This window comes from Acinetobacter sp. YH01025 (genome assembly GCF_013420185.1).
Lineage (GTDB): Bacteria > Pseudomonadota > Gammaproteobacteria > Pseudomonadales > Moraxellaceae > Acinetobacter > Acinetobacter indicus.
The window spans coordinates 69,562-89,603 of the sequence record NZ_VOYR01000009.1 but is presented as its reverse complement, the minus strand read 5'-3'; the positions used below and the strand labels follow the sequence as shown (position 1 = coordinate 89,603).

General features: G+C 45.9%; 17 protein-coding genes and 1 pseudogene. 15 read left to right on the top strand and 3 right to left on the bottom strand.

The annotated features are described in order from the left end of the window. Positions 1–191 precede the first annotated feature (191 nt). From FTT89_RS10425 to FTT89_RS10395, 7 genes are all read left to right on the top strand, one after another. On the top strand, positions 192–1,154 hold the full coding sequence (locus FTT89_RS10425; RefSeq protein WP_168417529.1) for an RluA family pseudouridine synthase: 963 nt from the start codon (positions 192–194) through the stop codon (positions 1,152–1,154). 353 nt (positions 1,155–1,507) lie between these two features. Beyond that, entirely contained in the window at positions 1,508–2,176 is a 669-nt protein-coding gene (locus FTT89_RS10420; protein ID WP_179988473.1) for an HAD-IA family hydrolase, read from the top strand. 415 nt (positions 2,177–2,591) lie between these two features. Beyond that, positions 2,592–3,389: a 2-keto-4-pentenoate hydratase gene (locus FTT89_RS10415; RefSeq protein WP_180006771.1), complete on the top strand. Its 798-nt coding sequence runs from the start codon at positions 2,592–2,594 to the stop codon at positions 3,387–3,389. 25 nt (positions 3,390–3,414) lie between these two features. Beyond that, positions 3,415–4,311, top strand: coding sequence for an acetaldehyde dehydrogenase (acetylating) (locus FTT89_RS10410; protein ID WP_180006772.1), 897 nt, complete (start codon positions 3,415–3,417; stop codon positions 4,309–4,311). Positions 4,312–4,322: 11 nt separating this feature from the next. Next, positions 4,323–5,342, top strand: a complete 1,020-nt coding sequence (gene dmpG / locus FTT89_RS10405; RefSeq protein WP_160232107.1) for a 4-hydroxy-2-oxovalerate aldolase — start codon at positions 4,323–4,325, stop codon at positions 5,340–5,342. A 589-nt stretch (positions 5,343–5,931) separates the two neighbouring features. Continuing rightward, positions 5,932–7,203: an OprD family outer membrane porin gene (locus FTT89_RS10400; RefSeq protein ID WP_005181973.1), complete on the top strand. Its 1,272-nt coding sequence runs from the start codon at positions 5,932–5,934 to the stop codon at positions 7,201–7,203. Between the two features lie 282 nt (positions 7,204–7,485). Further along, the gene (locus FTT89_RS10395) at positions 7,486–8,346 is read left to right on the top strand and encodes an alpha/beta fold hydrolase (protein ID WP_005181976.1); all 861 of its coding nucleotides are present in this window, start codon (positions 7,486–7,488) and stop codon (positions 8,344–8,346) included. Positions 8,347–8,421: 75 nt separating this feature from the next. Here FTT89_RS10395 and FTT89_RS10390 read toward each other — a convergent pair. Continuing rightward, positions 8,422–9,098: pseudogene (locus FTT89_RS10390) on the bottom strand (DUF1345 domain-containing protein). A gap of 306 nt (positions 9,099–9,404) precedes the next feature. Next, positions 9,405–10,304, bottom strand: coding sequence for a DNA-binding transcriptional regulator HcaR (gene hcaR / locus FTT89_RS10385; protein ID WP_005181980.1), 900 nt, complete (start codon positions 10,302–10,304; stop codon positions 9,405–9,407). A gap of 284 nt (positions 10,305–10,588) precedes the next feature. On the opposite strand from hcaR, the gene hcaE reads away from it, so the two are divergent. The 8 genes from hcaE to FTT89_RS10345 all read left to right on the top strand — a co-directional run bounded on the left by hcaE (position 10,589) and on the right by FTT89_RS10345 (position 18,336). Next, complete coding sequence (gene hcaE / locus FTT89_RS10380; RefSeq protein ID WP_005181982.1) at positions 10,589–11,956, top strand: 3-phenylpropionate/cinnamic acid dioxygenase subunit alpha; 1,368 nt, start codon at positions 10,589–10,591, stop codon at positions 11,954–11,956. Continuing rightward, positions 11,953–12,471, top strand: coding sequence for a 3-phenylpropionate/cinnamic acid dioxygenase subunit beta (gene hcaF, locus FTT89_RS10375; protein ID WP_005181997.1), 519 nt, complete (start codon positions 11,953–11,955; stop codon positions 12,469–12,471). The genes hcaE and hcaF overlap by 4 nt, the downstream gene beginning before the upstream one ends. Further along, on the top strand, positions 12,471–12,797 hold the full coding sequence (hcaC, locus tag FTT89_RS10370) for a 3-phenylpropionate/cinnamic acid dioxygenase ferredoxin subunit (RefSeq protein WP_005181999.1): 327 nt from the start codon (positions 12,471–12,473) through the stop codon (positions 12,795–12,797). Before hcaF ends, hcaC begins: the two co-directional genes overlap by 1 nt. Positions 12,798–12,799: 2 nt before the next feature. Beyond that, on the top strand, positions 12,800–13,615 hold the full coding sequence (gene hcaB, locus FTT89_RS10365; RefSeq protein ID WP_005182001.1) for a 3-phenylpropionate-dihydrodiol/cinnamic acid-dihydrodiol dehydrogenase: 816 nt from the start codon (positions 12,800–12,802) through the stop codon (positions 13,613–13,615). 67 nt (positions 13,616–13,682) lie between these two features. After that, positions 13,683–14,648: a 3-carboxyethylcatechol 2,3-dioxygenase gene (locus tag FTT89_RS10360; RefSeq protein WP_180006773.1), complete on the top strand. Its 966-nt coding sequence runs from the start codon at positions 13,683–13,685 to the stop codon at positions 14,646–14,648. Between the two features lie 4 nt (positions 14,649–14,652). Then, on the top strand, positions 14,653–15,882 hold the full coding sequence (gene hcaD, locus FTT89_RS10355; RefSeq protein ID WP_180006774.1) for a 3-phenylpropionate/cinnamic acid dioxygenase ferredoxin--NAD(+) reductase subunit: 1,230 nt from the start codon (positions 14,653–14,655) through the stop codon (positions 15,880–15,882). Positions 15,883–16,194: 312 nt separating this feature from the next. Continuing rightward, on the top strand, positions 16,195–17,103 hold the full coding sequence (locus FTT89_RS10350) for a DMT family transporter (protein WP_016659599.1): 909 nt from the start codon (positions 16,195–16,197) through the stop codon (positions 17,101–17,103). A gap of 183 nt (positions 17,104–17,286) precedes the next feature. Then, entirely contained in the window at positions 17,287–18,336 is a 1,050-nt protein-coding gene (locus FTT89_RS10345; protein WP_005182011.1) for an MBL fold metallo-hydrolase, read from the top strand. 69 nt (positions 18,337–18,405) lie between these two features. On the opposite strand, the gene FTT89_RS10340 is transcribed toward FTT89_RS10345, so the two are convergent. Further along, on the bottom strand, positions 18,406–19,926 hold the full coding sequence (locus FTT89_RS10340; RefSeq protein ID WP_005182013.1) for a catalase: 1,521 nt from the start codon (positions 19,924–19,926) through the stop codon (positions 18,406–18,408). Positions 19,927–20,042 lie beyond the last annotated feature (116 nt).

Here is a 20,042-nt window from a genome sequence, read left to right as displayed (position 1 = left end):
TGATTGAATAATCAACTTCAGTAAAAACCGAAATGACCCAACTTTTACCCACTTACGATGGTTTCCGTGCGCTGACTATATCAAACCTTGCATCATCTGCCTATGGGCTAAGCTTATGTTTCTTGTGTAAAGCATAGCCTAAATGATCAGTTTTTAATCAATTTTAGTATTTTATTAGGTCACTTAACTGTATGAATTCTACCCAACAATGGCAAAGTGTCACTTGGTTTGAAGTGGATGAGCATCAAGCGGGTCAACGCATCGATAATTTTTTGTTTAGTCGTTTAAAAGGGGTGCCTAAAAGTCGCATCTATCGTTTGATTCGCGAAGGGCAGGTACGGGTCAATAAAAAGCGTATTAAAGCAGAAACCAAACTCAATATCGGCGATCAAATTCGTGTAGCGCCTATTCGTTATGAGCAAAAAGACGACAGTGCTGCGCCTATTTCAGATAAGGTCGCACAAAGCTTATTAAGCCGTGTGATTTATGAAGATGAAGGCTTGATGGTGGTGAATAAGCCTTCGGGCATTGCGGTGCATGGCGGTAGTGGTGTCGCTTATGGTTTGATTGAGGGTTTACGTGCCGCCACAGGTAAAAAATATTTGGAGCTGATTCACCGTATTGACCGTGATACTTCGGGTTTGGTGATGGTATCTAAAAAGCGTAGCACCTTAAAAACGCTGCAGGACTTATTGCGCGAACATAAAATTCAAAAAACTTATGCGGCCATTGTTAAAGGGCAGGTGAGTTTAGATCAGCAATTGATTGACGCACCGTTGCATCGTTATGAATTGGCCAATGGTGAACGTCGAGTGCGTGTATCTAAAGAGGGTAAAGAATCCAAAACCCTGTGGAAGGTCGCAGAGCGTTTTATGCATGCCAGTTTGGTGTATGCATCGCCACTGTCTGGGCGTACCCATCAAATTCGTGTGCATGGTTTAAGTATTGGACATCCTTTGGTGGGTGATGATAAATACGGTCATCAAACTGAATACCGTGGTCCTGCACCACGTCGTTTGTGCTTACATGCTATGCGTTTGGAAATTCCAGGCTATCCTGTGATTGAAGCCCCTCTACCTGAAGATATGCAGAGTCTAGTGGCACAGCTTAGAGCGCAAAAGGCGGATAAGCCGACAGCACCACCTGAGTTTTAATTTTTGTCATTCTCAATTGTGTAATAGCAGTTCCCTTCTTTTTAAAGATGAGGAACATTGTTTCTCAAGACGGAGATTGGGCTTTCAGGGGTAATTCACAGCCACATTTTATAGTTTTTAATTTAAATTCTTGTTGTATAGGTTATGCCTTACTTTTCAAAGATGAAAAGTAACAAAAATCTTTTGTTTCGCTGATGGAACATCCCTGTGCCACAGCGAAACGGCGACATTCATGTCTCCCTTCGCGTATCGAATATTTGTTGTGATATATGTGCTGATTCTTGATCATTTATCCTTTTGAGTTAAGGTAAAGCGAGGGAATTTTAAAGCCGAATCAAATCTAGGAACCTAATATGAACAAACCTGTAGAACTCATCATTTTTGATTGGGATGGCACGTTATTTAATTCCGTCGGTCAAATTGTGGCGAGTTTGCAGTTTGCAGCACAACAATTTCAGCAGCCACTGACCGATGCTGCTGCCAAAAGTATTATTGGTTTGGGTTTGCCAGAAGTGGCGCAGCGCCTGTTTCCACAGGTGCCTGAACTGCATCAGGATATTTTGCAGTGCTATTCAGAACACTATGTGAAACACTCAAAAACTGATGTTTGGTTTGATGGTGTGGCAGAAATGCTAGATGAATTGTCAGGCTTAGGTTTGAAACTGGCCGTGGCAACAGGTAAAAGCCGTAAGGGTTTAGACCGTGTATTGGCTCAAACCAAAAGTCAGGATTTATTTGTGGCAACACGTGCAGCCAGTGAAACCAAATCTAAACCTGACCCTTTAATGTTGCAGGAAATTTTAAGCAGTACTCAGGTGCAGGTCGAGCAGGCTGTTATGGTGGGTGATACCTCTTATGATTTGGAAATGGCGCAGAATATTGCCATGCCACGTGTGGGTGTGAGCTATGGCGTGCATAGTGTAGAGGTATTGCAGCGTTATCAGCCTTTGACTATTGCACATGACGTACCGAGTTTGCATGCATTTTTATTGCAACAGTACCGTTTGCGTCGGGCAGGCTAAATTACAGCACAACAAAAAGGGCAGTTTGGCAGCAAGCAAGTTGCCCTTTTTTATTGAATATATTGTGCTGACAGGAAATGCTTAGCTTTTAGTCTAAAGTAAGGATTAAGACATTTTAAGATTGCTACAAATAGTCGAGTCATCTACTCGGAAAATAATAGTAAAGCCCGCAGGCAGCTGTTTTGATTGATTTTTACAAAAACAGACTAATAGCTAATAGCTATTGAAAAAAAGAAAATAAGTATTGGCATAAAAACGCCATTTTTCAGATGCTAAATCAGTTTATACATACCTCTGAGATGGACAGCTTATCACGCTGACGGTCAAGATCAGGGTCATGGTGCCTTTTCTTCTTTTATCACCTTTCCAACACCTCGGGGTATAAGCCCAATTTTTGCAGTTTAAGGAAACATTGATGTCGAATTCTGCTGTTGTTGAATCAGTTGCGCAAGCATTACGTACTGCCGAACTCTCTCAAACTGCGATCGCGCCAATCCGCCCAGAGCTTGGTGGTGAAAGTGCTGACGTAGATATTGCCTATGCCGTTCAAGAAGTGAATACCGAACGTGCCTTAAAAGAAGGCCGTCGTTTGGTGGGGCGTAAAATTGGTTTGACCTCTAAAGTGGTTCAAGCACAACTGGGTGTAGATCAGCCTGACTTTGGCATGTTGTTTGCCGATATGGCTTATGGCGATGGTGAAGCAATTCCTGCAGGTTTGCTGATTCAGCCTAAAGTAGAAGCAGAAATAGCGTTGGTGATTAACCAAGACCTGACCAAAGAAAAACATACCTATGCAGACATTATCAGTGCGACTGAATATGCCTTGCCTGCCATTGAAGTGGTCGATAGCCGTATTGAAAACTGGAAAATCAGTTTGATTGATACCGTGGCAGATAACGCATCTTCTGCTGCGTTTGTTTTAGGTTCACAACCCGTCAAGTTAGAAAATCTAGACTTGGTGAACTGCAAAATGGTCATGACACGTGGTGAAGAAGTTGTTTCTCAAGGCGTGGGTAAAGCATGTTTGGCAAACCCGCTCAATGCTGCGGTGTGGTTGGCCGATGAAATGGTACGCCGTGGTCGTCCATTGTTAAAAGGCGACATCATCTTAACAGGTGCTTTAGGCCCAATGGTTGTTGCGCATCCGGGTGAAGAATTCAAAGTTGAAATTGAAGGCTTTGGTTCAGTAACAGCTACGTTTGCTGCGGAATAAATCGAGATTCTAAGAGAGTACATGCATGAAAAAGATTAAATGTGCAATGATCGGTCCGGGTAATATTGGTACGGATTTGCTTTATAAATTGCAACGCAGTGAATGGTTGGAACCAGTATGGATGGTGGGGATTGACCCAACTTCTGAAGGTTTGGCACGTGCTGCAAAAATGGGTTTAAAAACCACAGCAGAAGGTGTGGATGGTCTTCTTCCTCACGTAATCGAAGATGACATCAAAATTGCTTTTGATGCGACTTCTGCGTATGTGCATGCAGAAAACAGCCGCAAGTTAAATGAACTTGGTGTGCTGATGATTGACTTAACCCCTGCGGCAATTGGTCCTTTCTGCGTACCACCTGTAAACCTTGAAGCCTTGCTACAAGCGGGCGAAGTGCCAAACGTTAACATGGTAACGTGTGGCGGTCAGGCAACAATTCCGATGGTTGCTGCAGTGTCTCGCGTTCAACCGGTTGAATACGGCGAAATCATTGCAACTGTATCAACGAAGTCAGTTGGTCCTGGTACGCGTAAAAACATTGATGAATTTACCCGTACGACTGCAGGCGCAATTGAGAAAGTTGGCGGTGCGAAACAAGGTAAAGCAATCATCATCATTAACCCTGCTGAGCCACCACTAATGATGCGTGACACTGTTCACTGTCTAGTTGAAGGCGAGCCGGATCAAGCTGCGATTACTGAATCTGTTCACGCGATGATCAAAGAAGTTCAAAAATATGTGCCAGGTTACAAACTGGTAAACGGTCCTATTTTTGACGGTAACCGTGTTTCTATCTTCCTTGAAGTAGAAGGTTTAGGTGACTTCCTGCCGAAATATGCGGGTAACCTGGATATTATGACTGCGGCAGCTGCACGTACTGCAGAAATGTTTGCAGAACACGTTTTCAACACTGCTGAAGCTTAAGGAGCAACCTCATGTCTAAGATTATTGTTCATGATATGACTTTACGTGATGGTATGCACCCGCAGCGCCATCAAACCACTGTTGAGCAAATGATTGCGATTTCAACAGCACTTGATGATGCAGGCGTACCTTTAATTGAAGTAACACACGGTGACGGTCTTGGTGGTTCATCGGTTAACTACGGTTTTGCGGCAGCAACTGACGAAGAATACTTGTCTGCTGTTGTGCCACGTATGAAGAATGCCAAAGTTTCTGCATTGCTTTTACCGGGTATTGGTACGGTTGATCATTTGAAAATGGCACATGAAATTGGTGTATCGACTATTCGTGTTGCAACACACTGTACTGAAGCGGATTGTTCGGAACAGCACATTACCGCTGCACGTAAATTAGAAATGGATACAGTGGGCTTCTTGATGTTAGCGCACATGGCTTCACCTGAAAAATTGCTAGAAGAAGCGAAAAAGATGGTGTCTTACGGTGCAAACTGTATCTATGTGACGGATTCTGCGGGTTATATGCTTCCTCAAGATGTGATTGATCGTGTAGGACATTTACGTCAACATTTGGACCCAAGCATCGAACTCGGTTTCCACGGTCACCACAACTTAGGTATGGGTGTATCAAATACGGTTGCTGCGGTTGAAGCAGGTGCAGTACGTGTGGACTTGGCCTCTGCAGGTCTTGGTGCGGGTGCGGGTAACACACCGCTGGAATTGTTCATTGCTGTAGCGAACCGTATGGGTATGGATACAGGCGTTGACCTGTTCAAAGTACAAGACGTTGCTGAAGACCTTGTGATTCCAATGATGCACAACCCAATTCGTGCAGACCGTGATGCGGCAACTTTAGGTTATGCGGGTGTTTACTCTTCATTCCTGTTGTTTGCAAAACGCGCTGAAGCGAAATATGGCGTGTCTGCGCGTGAAATCCTGATGGAACTGGGTCGCCGTGGTACAGTCGGTGGTCAGGAAGACATGATTGAAGACCTGGCGCTTACTATGTCTAAAGCACGTGAAATGCAAGCTTAAGTTTTAATTTTAAAACTGGCTTAAGCAAAGCACTCCAATATATTTGGGGTGCTTTTTTTATTGGTGTGATTGAGTTGCTTAATATCACACTTTAAAAATAAATCCGGATTTAAAATCACACAGATCAATGTATTTAAAACGCATCTTATTTTTATATAAAAAGTCTTTTAAATGATCAGCCGAGATTTATTTTAAAAGGATGGAGAAGGGGGAATGGAAAGCTAAGGGATTTAAATTAGGGGAAAAGCTGAATTGTTTTAAATATTAAATTTTTTATAAATAATACTGATAGTTAAAAGCTATTAGTTAAAGTGTTAATGTTAAAACCAATAAATAAAGCCTAAAAACTCAGAATAAATAAAAAATACAGTGAAAAATAATATGAATAACAGGGGTTTATATTTACAGGGTGGAGAGTATTTAGCAGGGAAATGATTGCTGAAATATCTTAAAAAAATAAAAAAAGCGCTGTGAAATCAAAAAAATGCCCAAACCGATAAATGTTTAATACTGTGGTCGGATTTTCTATTTGATTATGCTTACGCATGATGACGGCATTGTTTTTATCTGCTGAATGGGAAAACTTACCATGCGTCGTCAAAAATTATGGATAGCAATGCTTGCTGCGACAGCAACTTTAGGAACTTCTGCTACATATGCAGATTTTATTGATGACAGCAATGTTCAACTTAAATTTAAAAATTTCTATTTAGATCGTCAGTATCAAGATAAACCAGAATTGAACTTTGGTTCATGGTCACAGGCGGTAACTTTGGATGCCAAGTCGGGTTATCACGATATTGGTGGTGGCGTGCAAATTGGAGCAGATGTACTGGTTCAACATGCAGTTAAACTCAACGGCCGTGATCAAAATCCGGATTGGGTGTTACCTCACGATGGCAAAGAATCTAAAGATCATTTTGGTAAAGTTGGTGCAACCTTAAAAGTTAAGGTATCTGAAACTGAGTTGAAGGTTGGTGATCTATTACCAATGTCACCAGTGGTATTCTTTGATCCATCTCGCCAATTACTGACTACTTATAGTGGTGCCTGGTTAGAGTCTAAGGACATTAAAGATACTAAACTGACCTTGGCATATTTAGATGGCATTAATGCACGTTATGAAAATCAATATCATGACCTGAGCTTATTTCCGCAAAACAACTTTGCGACAGCAGTCAGTACAGATGACGGTATGTATATTGCCGGGATTGATCATCAATTCACCCCAAAAGTGGGTGGTAGTTACTGGTATGCCGATGTCACCAACATCTACCAACAACACTATGCCGCTGTAAACTATAAAACGACCTTGGCTGAAAACACCAAGTTAGACACCCATGTACGTTATTTTGACAACAGCGAATCGGGTGACCAGCTGTATGGCAAGATTGACAGCCAGGCCGTGTCTGCAGGTGCAAAAATCAACCATGGTATGCACACAGTACAATTAGGCTACCAGCAAATGTTTGGAGAGCATGGTAACAAAGCACCAATGTTCCCGACATTGGGTGGTTGGGTACCACAGCCTTATCTAGACAACTGGTCGGTGGCAAGCTTTATCCGTAAAGATGAAAAATCATGGAGCTTGGGTTATACCTATAACTTTGCTGATGTGGGTGTACCAGGTTTAACCGCAACTGCACGTCATTTCCGTGGTTGGGATGTCGATAATGGTGCAGGCGAACCGCGTGGCAAAGAAAATGAAAACAACCTGATTGTGAACTATGTGGTACCAGAAGGTAAGCTAAAAGGTTTAGGTTTCAACTACATGTTTATTGATACCAACTATGACAATATCTCAGGTGGTAACGATCTAGAAGAACACCGTATCGCGACGACCTATACCTATACATTCTAATTGGTCAAGATCAAAGAGCAGCTGCACCTCCAGCTGCTCTTTTTTATATAAAAACAGATGAAAGTCCTAATAAAAATAAGGATTTAAAATTAACTAAAATGTTTAAAAACAATGGCTTAAATAATCGTTTTTTTGTAGTTTAAAATCGTAATTTTGTATCAGTTGAAAGCGCAGGAGCGGTTAATATAAGCCTATAGAAAACGCATGTTCAACGAGTCACTTGACGTCCAGACCTTCCAAGATTGAGGGAAACGCAAGCTAAAGACTGTATGAGGAGTAAGTATGAGCACTGTCCAAATCCCTGACTATACAACAGATTCATTCTTTGGCTTAGAAGATAAATGGATTGAAACCGCAGAAGGCGAACTCACCCACTACCATGAAATTGGTGAAGGTACGCCAATTCTGTTCTTGCACGGTTCAGGTACGGGTGTATCTGCAGCAGCCAACTGGTGGTTAAACCTGCCACAAATTGGTGAACAGGCACGTTGTATCGCGATTGATACCATTGGTTATGGTCAAACCGTTGTTGCACCGGGTACCCAATATGGGATCCGTGCCTGGGTTGATCACGCAATCCGTACCTTAGATGCTTTAGGTATCGAGAAAACCTGGTTGGTGGGTAACTCTTTAGGTGGCTGGTTGGCATTTCAATTGGCACTGGATTATCCAGAGCGCGTTCTGGGTATCGTGTCTATGGGTACCGGTGGTGCCAAGCAAACTGCGGCACTGAAAGCGCACGCGAACCCAGTACTGACTGAAGAAGGGATCCGTAAGACACTGTCTATGTTCGTGGTGAACAAAGACCTGATTACAGACGAACTGGTGAAAGTCCGTTTTGACTCGGCTGCAAATGACTATGCATCTGACCGTTTAATGGACGTGGTGGGTGCGCGTGACCGTGACCGTTTCGAATTCCCGTTAGACTTCGAAAAAATGAAAGACATCACCGTACCTGTACTTCTGATTCATGGTACTCAAGACGTGGTGATTCCAGTATCCCGTACCTGGGACATTCTGAATGTGGTGCCAAATGCAGATGCACACATCTTCAGCCAGTGTGGGCACTGGTCACAAGTTGAAAAAGCCGATGAGTTCAACACAGTTATTAAAAACTACCTGGCGGCGCACGGCGTAAAATAAGTCGGTGATAAAAGCGAAAAAAGGATGGTGACAGGCCATCCTTTTTTTATGGGCGGAATTTCTGGCTCAACCGGTTTAGTGTTGAATAAAGCTGGCCACCAGATTAATACAAATCGCCAGAATGGTGGTGTTAAACATATAGGCCAGCACAATATGCAGCGTATTCAGGATACGCATCGCGCGTGAGCTGATGGTGACATCGGCGGTTTGTGCCGACGTGCCAATCACATAACTAAAATAGAGAAAATCCGGATAGGTCGGATAAGGGGTTTTCGGAAACTCCAGACCACCTGCCTGATGCTGTTGCAGCGCCAGATAATAGTCATGCGCATAGTGAATCGCAAAAATGGTATGCATAAACAGCCAGGCACATAAAATAGTGGTAATCGCCAGCAGAAAATGCCCCATGCGGGCAAAGTCGGTTTGGGCAAATAAATTGATCTCGACAATAATCGCAATAAAACACATCACCAGGGTGAGAAACAGCAGTAACAGAATCAGCCATTTACTGGCATCTTGCTGCTGGGCGCGTTGCAGAATATGCTGATGATCACTGTGCCAGAAATTCAGCAGGGTAAAGAGCAGATAGCCGGACACGGCAATATTCCAGCTGATGAGCAGGCAGGTCGACCAGGTCCACGGGCTCAAGCACTGAAAAATACCGTACAGCACCGTGGTGATCAGAAAACTGATAAAAAATAAGGATGAGACTGCATCCCGGTTTTAATATGGCTAAACGGTGTTTTTATCATTCTTATTCCTTTGATCTGGCCCATGACAGATAAAAGCATGCCTAGCATCCTGCTTCAGGGGCAGAACATAGCGGCACTTCACTGTAGTCTAGCTTATTAGACTTAAGTTGTAGTTTACGGCTGAAAATAAATCTGCGCGGCTAGCAGAGAAAAAGTCGTAAAAGTGCAAAAATGATAAAAAATGGTGCAAAAAAGCCTGCGACTTAAGTCTAATCTGATTAAAAAGTCGGCAAATTGGCCATAAAAAAAGCACCATTATTTAGTCTCGAAATAATGATGCTTACAGGCAGTCAGCCAAAGCGTGGCTTAATCGCGGTTAATATCCAGGTAAAACACCCGGGTCAGCAGTTCCATAAACTTGTCGACCGATGGCGAGTTGCTGTTTTTGCGGTAACTGACATACAGGTCCAGATAAGGCAGTTCGATATCCAGCGGACGGATGATGGTGTTGTTCATGGTCAGCGGGGCAATGTAGCCCGGCAAAATGGTACAACCCAAGCCCATGCCAATCGAGTTGATATTGAACAGGATGTTGTCGGCTTTTTGCACAATGTTAAATTCAATGCCATTGGTCTTGGCAAAGTTTAGAATCATGTCGTGCAGATTCTGCGACTGCTCTGCGGCCGGAATAATAAAATCAATGCCATTAAGAGCTTTGACCGGAATACGTTCGTATTTGGCCAGCGGATGGTCTTTTGGCAAAATGAAAATCAGCGGTTCGCGCAGCACGAACTGGCTTTCAATTTCATCACTGTTAAAGTTGTGACGGGTAAAGGTGATGTCCAGTTCACCTTTTTTAATGGCTTTCATCTGATCATTGTTGTTCATACTGAGCAATTCAATTTTCAGATCGGGGTTCTGTACGCGCAGATTCGGCAACACATACGGGAAAATCTTCATTTCCGCGACCGGTACAAAGCCAATGCGTAGCATCTGCTGTTTGGCCTGGGACACCTGACGCGCCATAGCCACGGCTTTGTCGGCCTGCGCCAGGGTCAAGCGCGCCTGTTCCAGAAACACTGCGCCTTCTTCTGTCAGTTCGACCTTACGTTTGGTCCGGTGTAACAGTTTTACGCCAACGTCTTCTTCGAGGTCTTTAATCTGTTGACTTAAAGAAGGCTGGGCTGTGTAGAGCTTCAAGGCAGCCTTACTGAAGTTCAGTTCTTCAGCCACGGTAATGAAATAGCGAAGGTGACGTAATTCCATAAACCCATTCCAAAAGATTAATTCAAAAAATGTCTAACTATCATGTCTTAAGAGTATAGTCTATAATCAACTATTAGGTGAAGATTATTCTGCCATTTAGGAAATAAATAGGCTTTCAAATTTTATTAATGCTTTAATAAAGAGAAATAAGCGATAAGTAATTGATAAAATATCTTAATTAAAACAAAAAAAATATTTCACTAAACCCCGCTAAAAAATCATTATCCATGCAAAGTTGAGTCTATTTATTTTGTGCCGTTGTGTCGGTCACAGGAGAGCTTTCAATGAGTGGAAAAATTGATGTGCGCGAAATCGACGCTTTAGTCGATGCACAAAATGGACGTATTACGCCATCTATCTATACTGATCCAGATATCTACGAGTTAGAACTTGAACGTGTATTTGGTCGTACCTGGTTATTCCTTTGCCATGAAAGCCAAATTCCTAAGGCGGGCGACTTCTTCAATACCTATATGGGTGAAGATCCGATCATTGTGGCACGTCAAAAAGATGGCTCGATCAAAGCATTCTTAAACCAATGCCGTCACCGTTCTATGCGCGTAAGCTTCGCAGACTGTGGTAATACCCGTGCGTTCACTTGCCCATACCACGGCTGGTCTTACGGTATTGACGGTTCTTTAAAAGACATCCCGCTTGAAGATCGTGCTTACCCGCATGGTGCATGTAAAGAGCAATGGGGTCTGGTTGAAGTAAACCGTGTGAAGTCTTACAAAGGCCTGGTATTCGGCTGCTGGGATGAAACTACACCAGATCTAGAAGAATACATGGGTGATATCGCTTGGTATCTTGATGGCGTTGTAGACCGTCGTCCAGGTGGTACTGAAATCATCGGTGGTGTACACAAGTGGGAAATCGAGTGTAACTGGAAATTTGCAGCTGAACAGTTTGCATCTGACCAATACCACGCCCTGTTCTCTCACGCATCTGCGATTCAGGTACTTGGCGCGAAACCAGACGACGAATCAACCAAGAAATTAGGTGCTGCTCAAACGGCTCGTCCAGTTTGGGAAACTGCAAAAGATGCACTGCAATACGGTTCACGTGGTCACGGTTCAGGCTTCTTCTTCACAGAGAAACCAGATGCAAACGTTTGGGTTGACGGTGAAGTGGCCAACTACTTCCGCGAAACGTATGAAGAAGTAAAAGAGCGTTTAGGTGAAGTGCGTGCGCTGCGTCTTGCAGGTCACAACACCATGTTCCCGACACTGTCTTGGTTGAACGGTACTGCAACACTTCGCGTATGGCACCCACGTGGTCCAAACAAAACTGAAGTTTGGGCATTCTGTATTGCCGATGCTGAAGCGTCTCAAGAAGTGAAAGAAGCGTTTGAACGCTCTGCAACGCGTGCATTCGGTCCTGCCGGCTTCCTGGAGCAAGATGACTCTGAGAACTGGATCGAGATTCAGAAAGTTTTACGTGGTTATAAAGCACGTCAAAACAAATTGATCGTTGAGATGGGTAAAGGCAACGAGAAAGTACGTGAAGATGGTATCCCGGGCATCACCAACTACATTTTCTCTGAAACTGCAGCACGCGGTATGTACCGTCGCTGGGCAGATTTATTGATCCATGAAAAATGGGAAGACGTTGAAAAAGCGGCTGACGAATACGAGAAGGAGCTTATGAAATGAGTCAAATCAGCTTAGAACTTCATCACCAGATCAGTCAGTTCCTGTATCAAGAAGCCAAGCTTCTTGATGACTGGAAATTCCGCGAGTGGTTAGACACGCTAGCTGAAGATATTTCTTATACGCTACGTACCACACCAAACGCACAAACCCGTGACCGTCGTCGTTCGGTTGAACCACCGACGACTTGGGTGTTCAACGATACGAAAGATCTGTTGGAACGTCGTGTTGCCCGTCTTGAAACCGGTATGGCCTGGGCAGAAGAGCCTCCATCACGTACGACTCACATGGTGTCTAACGTGATTGTTGAAGCGTCTGAAGTAGAAGGCGAATACGATGTGTACGTGACTTATTTACTGTACCGTACCCAAAAAGAGAAAGACGTTACGATTTACTGTGGTAAGCGTCATGACAAGATCCGTAAAGTTGAAGGCGGCTTAGGCTTCCAGATCTTCAACCGTAAGATCACGCTTGACCAAGTTACCTATAACTCACATAACCTGAGTGTGTTCTTCTAATGAATAAGATTTTTGTTTGCCAAGTTGACGAGCTTGACGAAGGCGAAGCATTGAAAGTGGACTGCGGCGTAAACGGTATCGATGCGCTGGCAGTATTCAACAATGGCGGTGAATTCTTCGCAATGAATGATCGCTGTTCACATGGTAATGCATCGATGTCTGAAGGTTATCTGGAAGACGACGGTACAGTTGAATGTCCGCTGCACTCTGCACGTTTCTGTTTGAAAACTGGTCAAGCACTATGCTTGCCAGCAACAGATCCAATCCAGACATTCCCAGTGATTGTTGAAGATGGCGCGTTATACGTAGAGATGGCAGGAGAGTAATCATGGGTTGGCTAAAAGGCGAAGTTGCACTCATCACTGGTGGTGGTTCAGGTTTAGGCTGGGCTTTGGTTGAGCGTTTTTTGGAAGAAGGAGCACAGGTGGCCGTTCTTCAGCGTTCTCAGTCTAAAGTTGATGCTTTACAGGAACACTTCGGTGACCGAATTCTTGCAATCGCTGGTGATGTTGCCAACTATGAAGACAATGTCCGTGCTGTTCAAGCGACCGTTGAGCGTTTTGGCAAGCTTGACTGTTTTGTGGGTAATGCCGGTATCTGGGATCACTATGCCGATATCGTTAACACCTCGGGTGAGCAACTAGATAAAGCCTTTGATGAAATCATGGGCATTAATACCAAGTCGCTGATCCTGGGTGCCAAAGCAGCGCTAGACGAACTGATCAAGTCTGAAGGTTCAATTATCTTCACTTTATCAAACTCTGCGCTGTATTCATCGGGCGGTGGTCCTGTTTATACCGCATCCAAACATGCCGGTGTAGGCATCATGAAAGAACTGGCCTATGAATTAGCGCCAAAAGTTCGTGTCAATGCCGTGGCACCGTCTGCCATGAATGTGAATATCAAAGGCGCGGCATCACTCGGTCAGGAAAATGTTGGCCTGCTCGATGCACGTGATCCTGAGAAAATTGCCCGTGGTATGCCACTGAACTTCTTGCCAGAACCAGAAGATATGACCGGTTCATATGTGCTGCTGGCTTCACGTCAAAACAACCGTCCACTGACCGGCGTGCTGATTAACGCGGAATGTGGCTTGGGCATTCGTGGTTTACGTCAACCACGTGCCGGTTTCTTTGACGAGTAATTCACGCCTTAAAACATAATGGACTAACCCGGCAGCCTTTTGGCTGCCTTCCGTTTAGGAGTCACACATGGCCGTTAAACTTATTTGTGCATCGCACAGTCCTTTAATGGAGTTTGCCACTCCGCAAGAACAACGCAAAGAACAAGCTGTTCGTCAGGCGTTTGAAAAACTGTCTGCGGAAGTCAAAGCCTACGATCCAACCCTGATCATTACCTTTGGTCCAGACCATTTCAATGGTTTCTTCTATGACCTGATGCCAAGTTTCTGTGTGGGTATTCGTGCCACTGCAGCAGGTGACTGGGACTACGGTAAAGACAACAACAAGATTGATGTGCCTGAAGAAACTGCACTCAATCTGGTTCGCCGTGTCCTCGATGAAGGCGTGGATGTGGCCTATTCGTATCGTATGCAGGCCGACCACGGTGTGACCCAGCCATTACATTTCCTGTGTGGTGGTCAGCTCGATCGTTATCCTACTATTCCAGTTTTCATTAATGGTGCAGCTGCACCAATGCCAACCACCAAACGTACCATCGCTTTAGGTCGTGCGGTCGGTCAGTTTATCAAGTCACTGAATCTTGAAAACGAACGCGTACTGGTTCTGGGTACGGGCGGTCTGTCTCACGATCCACCAACCCCGCAAATGGGTTCGGTACCACCAGAAGTGGAAGAATTCCTGATTGCCGGTCGTAACCCGACCCCGGAAGCCCGTGAAGCCCGTCAGGCAAAAATTATTGCCGTGGGTCAGAAGCTGGCCGCGGGGGATACTTCTGTGGCAGTCCCGCTGAATGCGGAATGGGATATTGCTTTGCTGGAGAAATTCAAGCAGGCAGATTTCGCAGCACTGGAAGCCATGACTGAAGTGGAAATCCGTCGTGATGGCGGCCGTGGCGGTCAGGAAGTCCGTTCATGGATGGCGGCATTTGCTGCATTGCATGAGCTGGGCGAATATGACATGACCACCCACTGCTATGAAGAAATCAGCGAGTGGATTGCCGGTTTCGGTATCGTTTCTGCAGAATTAAAAGGTTAACTGAATGAGCAATGTAAACAGCATCGTGATTGTCGGTGCAGGTCAGGCCGGTGCCAGCGCAATTCTGGAATTACGTGGCAACAAATACGAAGGCAAAATCACCCTGATCGGGGATGAAACCCATTTGCCGTATGAGCGTCCGCCTTTGTCTAAAGATGTGATTCTCAAACCAGCCGAAACCAAAATCGAAATTCTGTCAGAAGAAAAACTGGCGGAACTGGGCGTTGAAACCATCCGTGGTAACGGTGTGGCCAAAATCAATGCCGAGGCAAAAACGGTTGAACTGCAAAACGGTGATGTCGTTGCTTATGACAAGTTACTGCTGGCCACCGGTGGTGCAGCGCGTCGTTTACCCAACTTCGATGCGCTGGGTAAACACGTGTACACCCTGCGTAACCTGGAAGATTCACAAGCGCTGGTGCCGGTATTACAGCCGGGCCGCCGTATCATCCTGATTGGTGGTGGTGTGATCGGTCTGGAGCTTGCATCAAGCGCACGTTTTAAAGAATGTGAAGTGACCGTGATTGAAATGGGTCCAATGGTGATGGGTCGTTCATCACCACGCATCCTGAGCGAGTTCCTGCTGCAGCAGCAACAACTGGCCGGTGTTGATGTACGCCTGTCGACCCAGATTGCAGAATGCAAGCTGGATGGCGAAGAAATTGTGGTAACACTGGAAGGCGGTGAAGAGCTGCGTGCAGATGCTGTGGTCTATGGCATCGGGATTATCCCGAATGCACAGCTGGCCGTTGAAGCCGGTCTGGATGCGGACTTTGCGGTTAAGGTCAATGAAAATTGCCAGACTTCAAATCCGGATATTTATGCAGCGGGTGACGTGGCCACGCAACTGCGTGACTGTGGTAACCACCGCCGCGTTGAAACCTGGGAAAATGCCAACCTGCAAGCGGGTATCTTCGCGCGTCACGTGATGGGCGTTGAACATCCAGTGGCAAACCCGGCCTGGTTCTGGACCGATCAGCTGGACATCAACTATCAGTTTGTTGGTGATATGGCAGCGGCTGAATGGCATGTGCGTGGCGAGATTAAACCTGAACTGCGTGCTGAATCATCATTCGTATTGTTTGGTGTCACCGATGGCGTGATCGTTGGCGGGATTACCGTGAATGCAGCCAAAGACATGCGTCACCTGAAAAAGCTGATCAGCAAACAGGCGGCTTTTGAGGCTGACAAATATCTCGATCTGAGTCAGGATCTTCGTAAGCTGGTAAAATAATCCGGCGATACGGCAGGGCAGACCTTGGGTAACTTTGGTCTGCTTTTTTATGGCTGTTTTATTTTAATGTCGAGACATGAGCACAATGTGCATGGTGATTTGTACATGACTTTGTGTCGGTAGGTCTTACTTTTTAAAGCTGATAAGAATCCTCAAAATTTATTTTTGAGTTTGCAGTGCAAAACTCTTTTCATTGTTTGGGCGTCTCTCTTCGTTCCGTGGTGACATTCAGGTCGTCATCCTCATTATTTCAAGATGGGTTTGAATAAAGATGCCTTCATTTTATGGTTTTCAAATTTAGTTGAGTTGTCTATGAGTTCAAACTCATCTCCCATGATCGTTACCGCCAGTATCTATGCCTTGCTGGTGCTGATCTGGGCCACCACGCCGCTGGCGATTGTGTGGAGTGTGGAAGAAGTCCATCCCATGTGGGTGCTGATTATCCGCTATTTCGGGGCTTCGCTGATTGCGCTGTTTTTACTGAAACTGATGCGTGATCCGTTGCCGCTGGATGAAACCTCACTCAAAAGTTATGTGGCGGGCAGCCTGAACCTGATTGGTGCGCAGCTGTTTATTTATCTGGCAGCCAATTACCTGACTTCGGGTTTAATGGCGCTGATTTTTGGTTTTTCCCCGCTTATTGCCGGTTTAATTGGCCATGTGATTTTAAAAACCCAGAAACTGGTGGCGTTGCAATGGCTGGGCATGGCGGTGGCGGTGGCCGGGCTGAGTTATGTCTTTGCCGACTCGGCAGACAGCAAGATCAACCCGATTGGGATTGTGCTGATGTTAATTAGCATGGTGTCGTATATCAGCTCGATTTTCTGGGTCAAGCAGATTAATGCACCACTGAGTCCGATGTCACAGGCCACCGGTTCCTTGCTGGTCTCGGCACTGGGTTCAATGCTGATGTTGCCATTCATCTGGTCACATATGCCAACCGAATGGCCGGGCATGCAAACCATGATTGGCTTTTTGTTTACCATGATCATGTCTTCGATTGTGGCGATGCTGTGTTATTTCTGGCTGATTCGCCGTCTGGCTGCGTCCACTGTCTCTTTAAGCAATGTGATGACCCCGATTATTGCACTGGTACTCGGAGCGACCCTGAATCATGAGCATATCAGTGCACATGCGGTGGCCGGGATTGCGGTGGTGATGCTGGGCATTGTGATGTATTTCTGGAAAGACTGGCAGCGTCAGTATTTTTCTAAATGGTGACAGCACAGGAAGCCATGCGCTTCCTGCTGTTTTGGCTTTTGCTAAAAACAACAAAAACATAAAACAAAATATTCCACAATTTTGGATACTATGCATATTGCATCGGCACTTGCTGTCCTGTGTAATGAAGACTTAATAAATCACAGGATTTGCTCTACGTGCTTCAATTTTTATCGGACTGACATGAATCAAAACGCGGAACCTAAGCATTTTCAGCTACCAACCGAAACATGTTGGTCACACGCCTGGCGTCAGCCTGCTTTGCAGTTTTTACCTTCCCGGCATTATAACGGTGCCCAGTTTTTCAATCCGGTGCCGGCACCCGAAGGGCGTAGCCGCAGTGATTTGCTGAAATGGCTGTTACAGCGTAAACGCAATAGCTGGACCGCAGAAAACACACCAGAGCAGCCCGCTGAAGGCAAGCGTCCGATTCCGCAGGAACGTCCGAATGCCAGCCTGGATGACTGGCAGATCTGGTTTGTAGGGCATGCTACCGTTCTGATTCAGATTGGCCCCTATAATTTCCTGACCGATCCGGTCTGGTGTGAATATGCCGGACCGCAGCAGGGCAGAGGTCCGAAACGGATTTGCCCGGCTGGAATTGCCCTGGAAGAGTTACCGACCATTCATGCGGTGCTGTTGAGCCATAACCATTATGACCACATGGATCTGGCCACCCTGCGCTGGTTACATGCCCGTTTTGCCATGCCAATTTATACCGGACTGGGCAACAGCTGGTATTTGCCAAAAAACTTTCATGTGGTGGAAATGGACTGGTGGCAATCGGCGCTATTTAATGAATTAAAACTGGTCTATATTCCGGCGCAGCATGGTTCAGGCCGTGGTATGCGCGACCAGAACAGTGCCCTCTGGGGTGGCTTCTCGATTCTGCATGGTGAAGATCACTGCTTCTTTGCCGGAGATACCGGTTATTCCTCGCATTTTAAGGAAATCCATGCCCGTATTGGCGCACCGCGGATTGCACTATTACCGATTGGTGCCTATGAGCCACGGGACCTGATGCGCTATATGCACATGAATCCGGAAGATGCTTTTCAGGCGCATAAAGACCTGCATTCCAAATGTTCGCTGGCCATTCATTACCGTACCTTCCAGCTCACCGATGAAGGCCGTGAACAGCCGGAAGTCGATTTGCAAAATGCCATGCGTAAATCCTCAAAACTGATGAATCCGTTTTATTGCATTCGCGAAGGCAAGAAGCTGATTGTTTAAGTTTAAATCCTGCAACAAAAAACCACCCGAAGGTGGTTTTTTTATGGCTTGAACTCTCTGTGTAGAGGCTTAGAGCACGCCTGGCTGACCCAGCGCAGGGTCGGTGGCTCGAGCGGCCTGAGCATCTGCCACGGTCATCCCCAAGGCTTGGGCTACACCTTCGCCGTAGGCCGGGTCACACATAAAGCAGTTACGGATATGACGGTACTTGATAAAGTCATAGGCATCGCCCATGGCACGCGCAGTATTGTCAAACAGCGCCTGTTTCTGTTCAGGATTCATCAGGTTGAACAGGGCACGCGGCTGGCTAAAGTAATCGCTGTCATCTTGACGATAATCCCAGAAATCGGCATCGCCACGGATTTTCAGTGGTGGTTCACGGTACTGTGGCTGTTCCTGCCATTGCTGGAAGCTGTTTGGCTCATAGTGTGGCAAGCCGCCATAGTTGCCATCCATACGGCCCTGACCATCACGGCGGTTAGAGTGGACCGGACAACGGGCTGCGTTTACCGGAATCTGGGAATGGTTTACCCCCACGCGATAACGTGCGGCATCGGCATAGTTAATTAAACGCGCTTGCAGCATACGGTCTGGTGAATAGCTGATCCCCGGCACCAGAGTACTTGGTGCAAAAGCGGCCTGTTCCACATCCTGGAAATAGTTTTCTGGGTTACGGTTCAGTTCAAACTCACCGACTTCAATTAATGGATAATCACCTTTTGGCCAGACTTTGGTCAGGTCAAACGGATGATAAGGCACGGTTTCCGCTTCGGTTTCCGGCATGATCTGCACGAATAGGGTCCATTTCGGGAAATCGCCACGTTCAATTGCATTAAACAGGTCATTTTGGCTGCTTTCACGATCCTGGCCAATCAGTGCTGCGGCTTCGGCATCGGTCAGGTTTTTAATGCCCTGCTGGGTACGGAAATGGAATTTGACCCAGAAACGTTCATTGTTGGCATTAATGAAGCTGTAGGTGTGGCTGCCAAAACCATGCATATGACGATAACCATCTGGAATACCGCGGTCTGACATGACAATGGTCACCTGATGCAGCGCTTCTGGTAACAGGGTCCAGAAATCCCAGTTGTTGTTAGCAGAACGGACGTTGGTTTTTGGATCACGTTTTACCGCTTTGTTCAGGTCCGGGAACTGGCGCGGGTCACGGAAGAAGAACACCGGTGTGTTGTTACCGACTAAATCCCAGTTGCCTTCTTCGGTATAGAATTTTAGTGCAAAACCGCGAATATCACGTTCGGCATCGGCAGCACCGCGCTCACCGGCCACCGTCGAGAAGCGGGCAAACATTTCGGTTTTCTTGCCGACTTCAGAGAAAATTTTGGCGCGGGTATATTGGGTAATGTCGTGAGTCACGGTAAAGGTTCCGAATGCACCTGAACCTTTGGCGTGCATACGACGCTCAGGAATCACTTCACGAACAAAGTTCGCCAGTTTTTCATTGAGCCATAAATCTTGGGTAAGTAATGGACCGCGGGCACCGGCGGTCATACTGTTCTGGTTATCGACCACCGGAGCACCGGCATCGGTGGTGAGGTGGGTGACCGGACATTTTTTAAAGTCTTGGCTCATTATCGTTCTCCGTTATTGTATTCATGTGCTGACGTTGGACACGGGCTGGATTCTCCAGGCAGGTGACATCTCATGAAATTAACCGTTATCAAAGTCATCAATATAAAAAATAAACC

Coding starts and splice junctions, on each gene's coding strand:
- FTT89_RS10425 (WP_168417529.1), top strand. CDS start 192: ATGAATTCTACCCAACAATGGCAAAGTGTCACTTGGTTTGAAGTGGAT.
- FTT89_RS10420 (WP_179988473.1), top strand. CDS start 1,508: ATGAACAAACCTGTAGAACTCATCATTTTTGATTGGGATGGCACGTTA.
- FTT89_RS10415 (WP_180006771.1), top strand. CDS start 2,592: ATGTCGAATTCTGCTGTTGTTGAATCAGTTGCGCAAGCATTACGTACT.
- FTT89_RS10410 (WP_180006772.1), top strand. CDS start 3,415: ATGAAAAAGATTAAATGTGCAATGATCGGTCCGGGTAATATTGGTACG.
- dmpG (WP_160232107.1), top strand. CDS start 4,323: ATGTCTAAGATTATTGTTCATGATATGACTTTACGTGATGGTATGCAC.
- FTT89_RS10400 (WP_005181973.1), top strand. CDS start 5,932: ATGCGTCGTCAAAAATTATGGATAGCAATGCTTGCTGCGACAGCAACT.
- FTT89_RS10395 (WP_005181976.1), top strand. CDS start 7,486: ATGAGCACTGTCCAAATCCCTGACTATACAACAGATTCATTCTTTGGC.
- hcaR (WP_005181980.1), bottom strand. CDS start 10,304: ATGGAATTACGTCACCTTCGCTATTTCATTACCGTGGCTGAAGAACTG.
- hcaE (WP_005181982.1), top strand. CDS start 10,589: ATGAGTGGAAAAATTGATGTGCGCGAAATCGACGCTTTAGTCGATGCA.
- hcaF (WP_005181997.1), top strand. CDS start 11,953: ATGAGTCAAATCAGCTTAGAACTTCATCACCAGATCAGTCAGTTCCTG.
- hcaC (WP_005181999.1), top strand. CDS start 12,471: ATGAATAAGATTTTTGTTTGCCAAGTTGACGAGCTTGACGAAGGCGAA.
- hcaB (WP_005182001.1), top strand. CDS start 12,800: ATGGGTTGGCTAAAAGGCGAAGTTGCACTCATCACTGGTGGTGGTTCA.
- FTT89_RS10360 (WP_180006773.1), top strand. CDS start 13,683: ATGGCCGTTAAACTTATTTGTGCATCGCACAGTCCTTTAATGGAGTTT.
- hcaD (WP_180006774.1), top strand. CDS start 14,653: ATGAGCAATGTAAACAGCATCGTGATTGTCGGTGCAGGTCAGGCCGGT.
- FTT89_RS10350 (WP_016659599.1), top strand. CDS start 16,195: ATGAGTTCAAACTCATCTCCCATGATCGTTACCGCCAGTATCTATGCC.
- FTT89_RS10345 (WP_005182011.1), top strand. CDS start 17,287: ATGAATCAAAACGCGGAACCTAAGCATTTTCAGCTACCAACCGAAACA.
- FTT89_RS10340 (WP_005182013.1), bottom strand. CDS start 19,926: ATGAGCCAAGACTTTAAAAAATGTCCGGTCACCCACCTCACCACCGAT.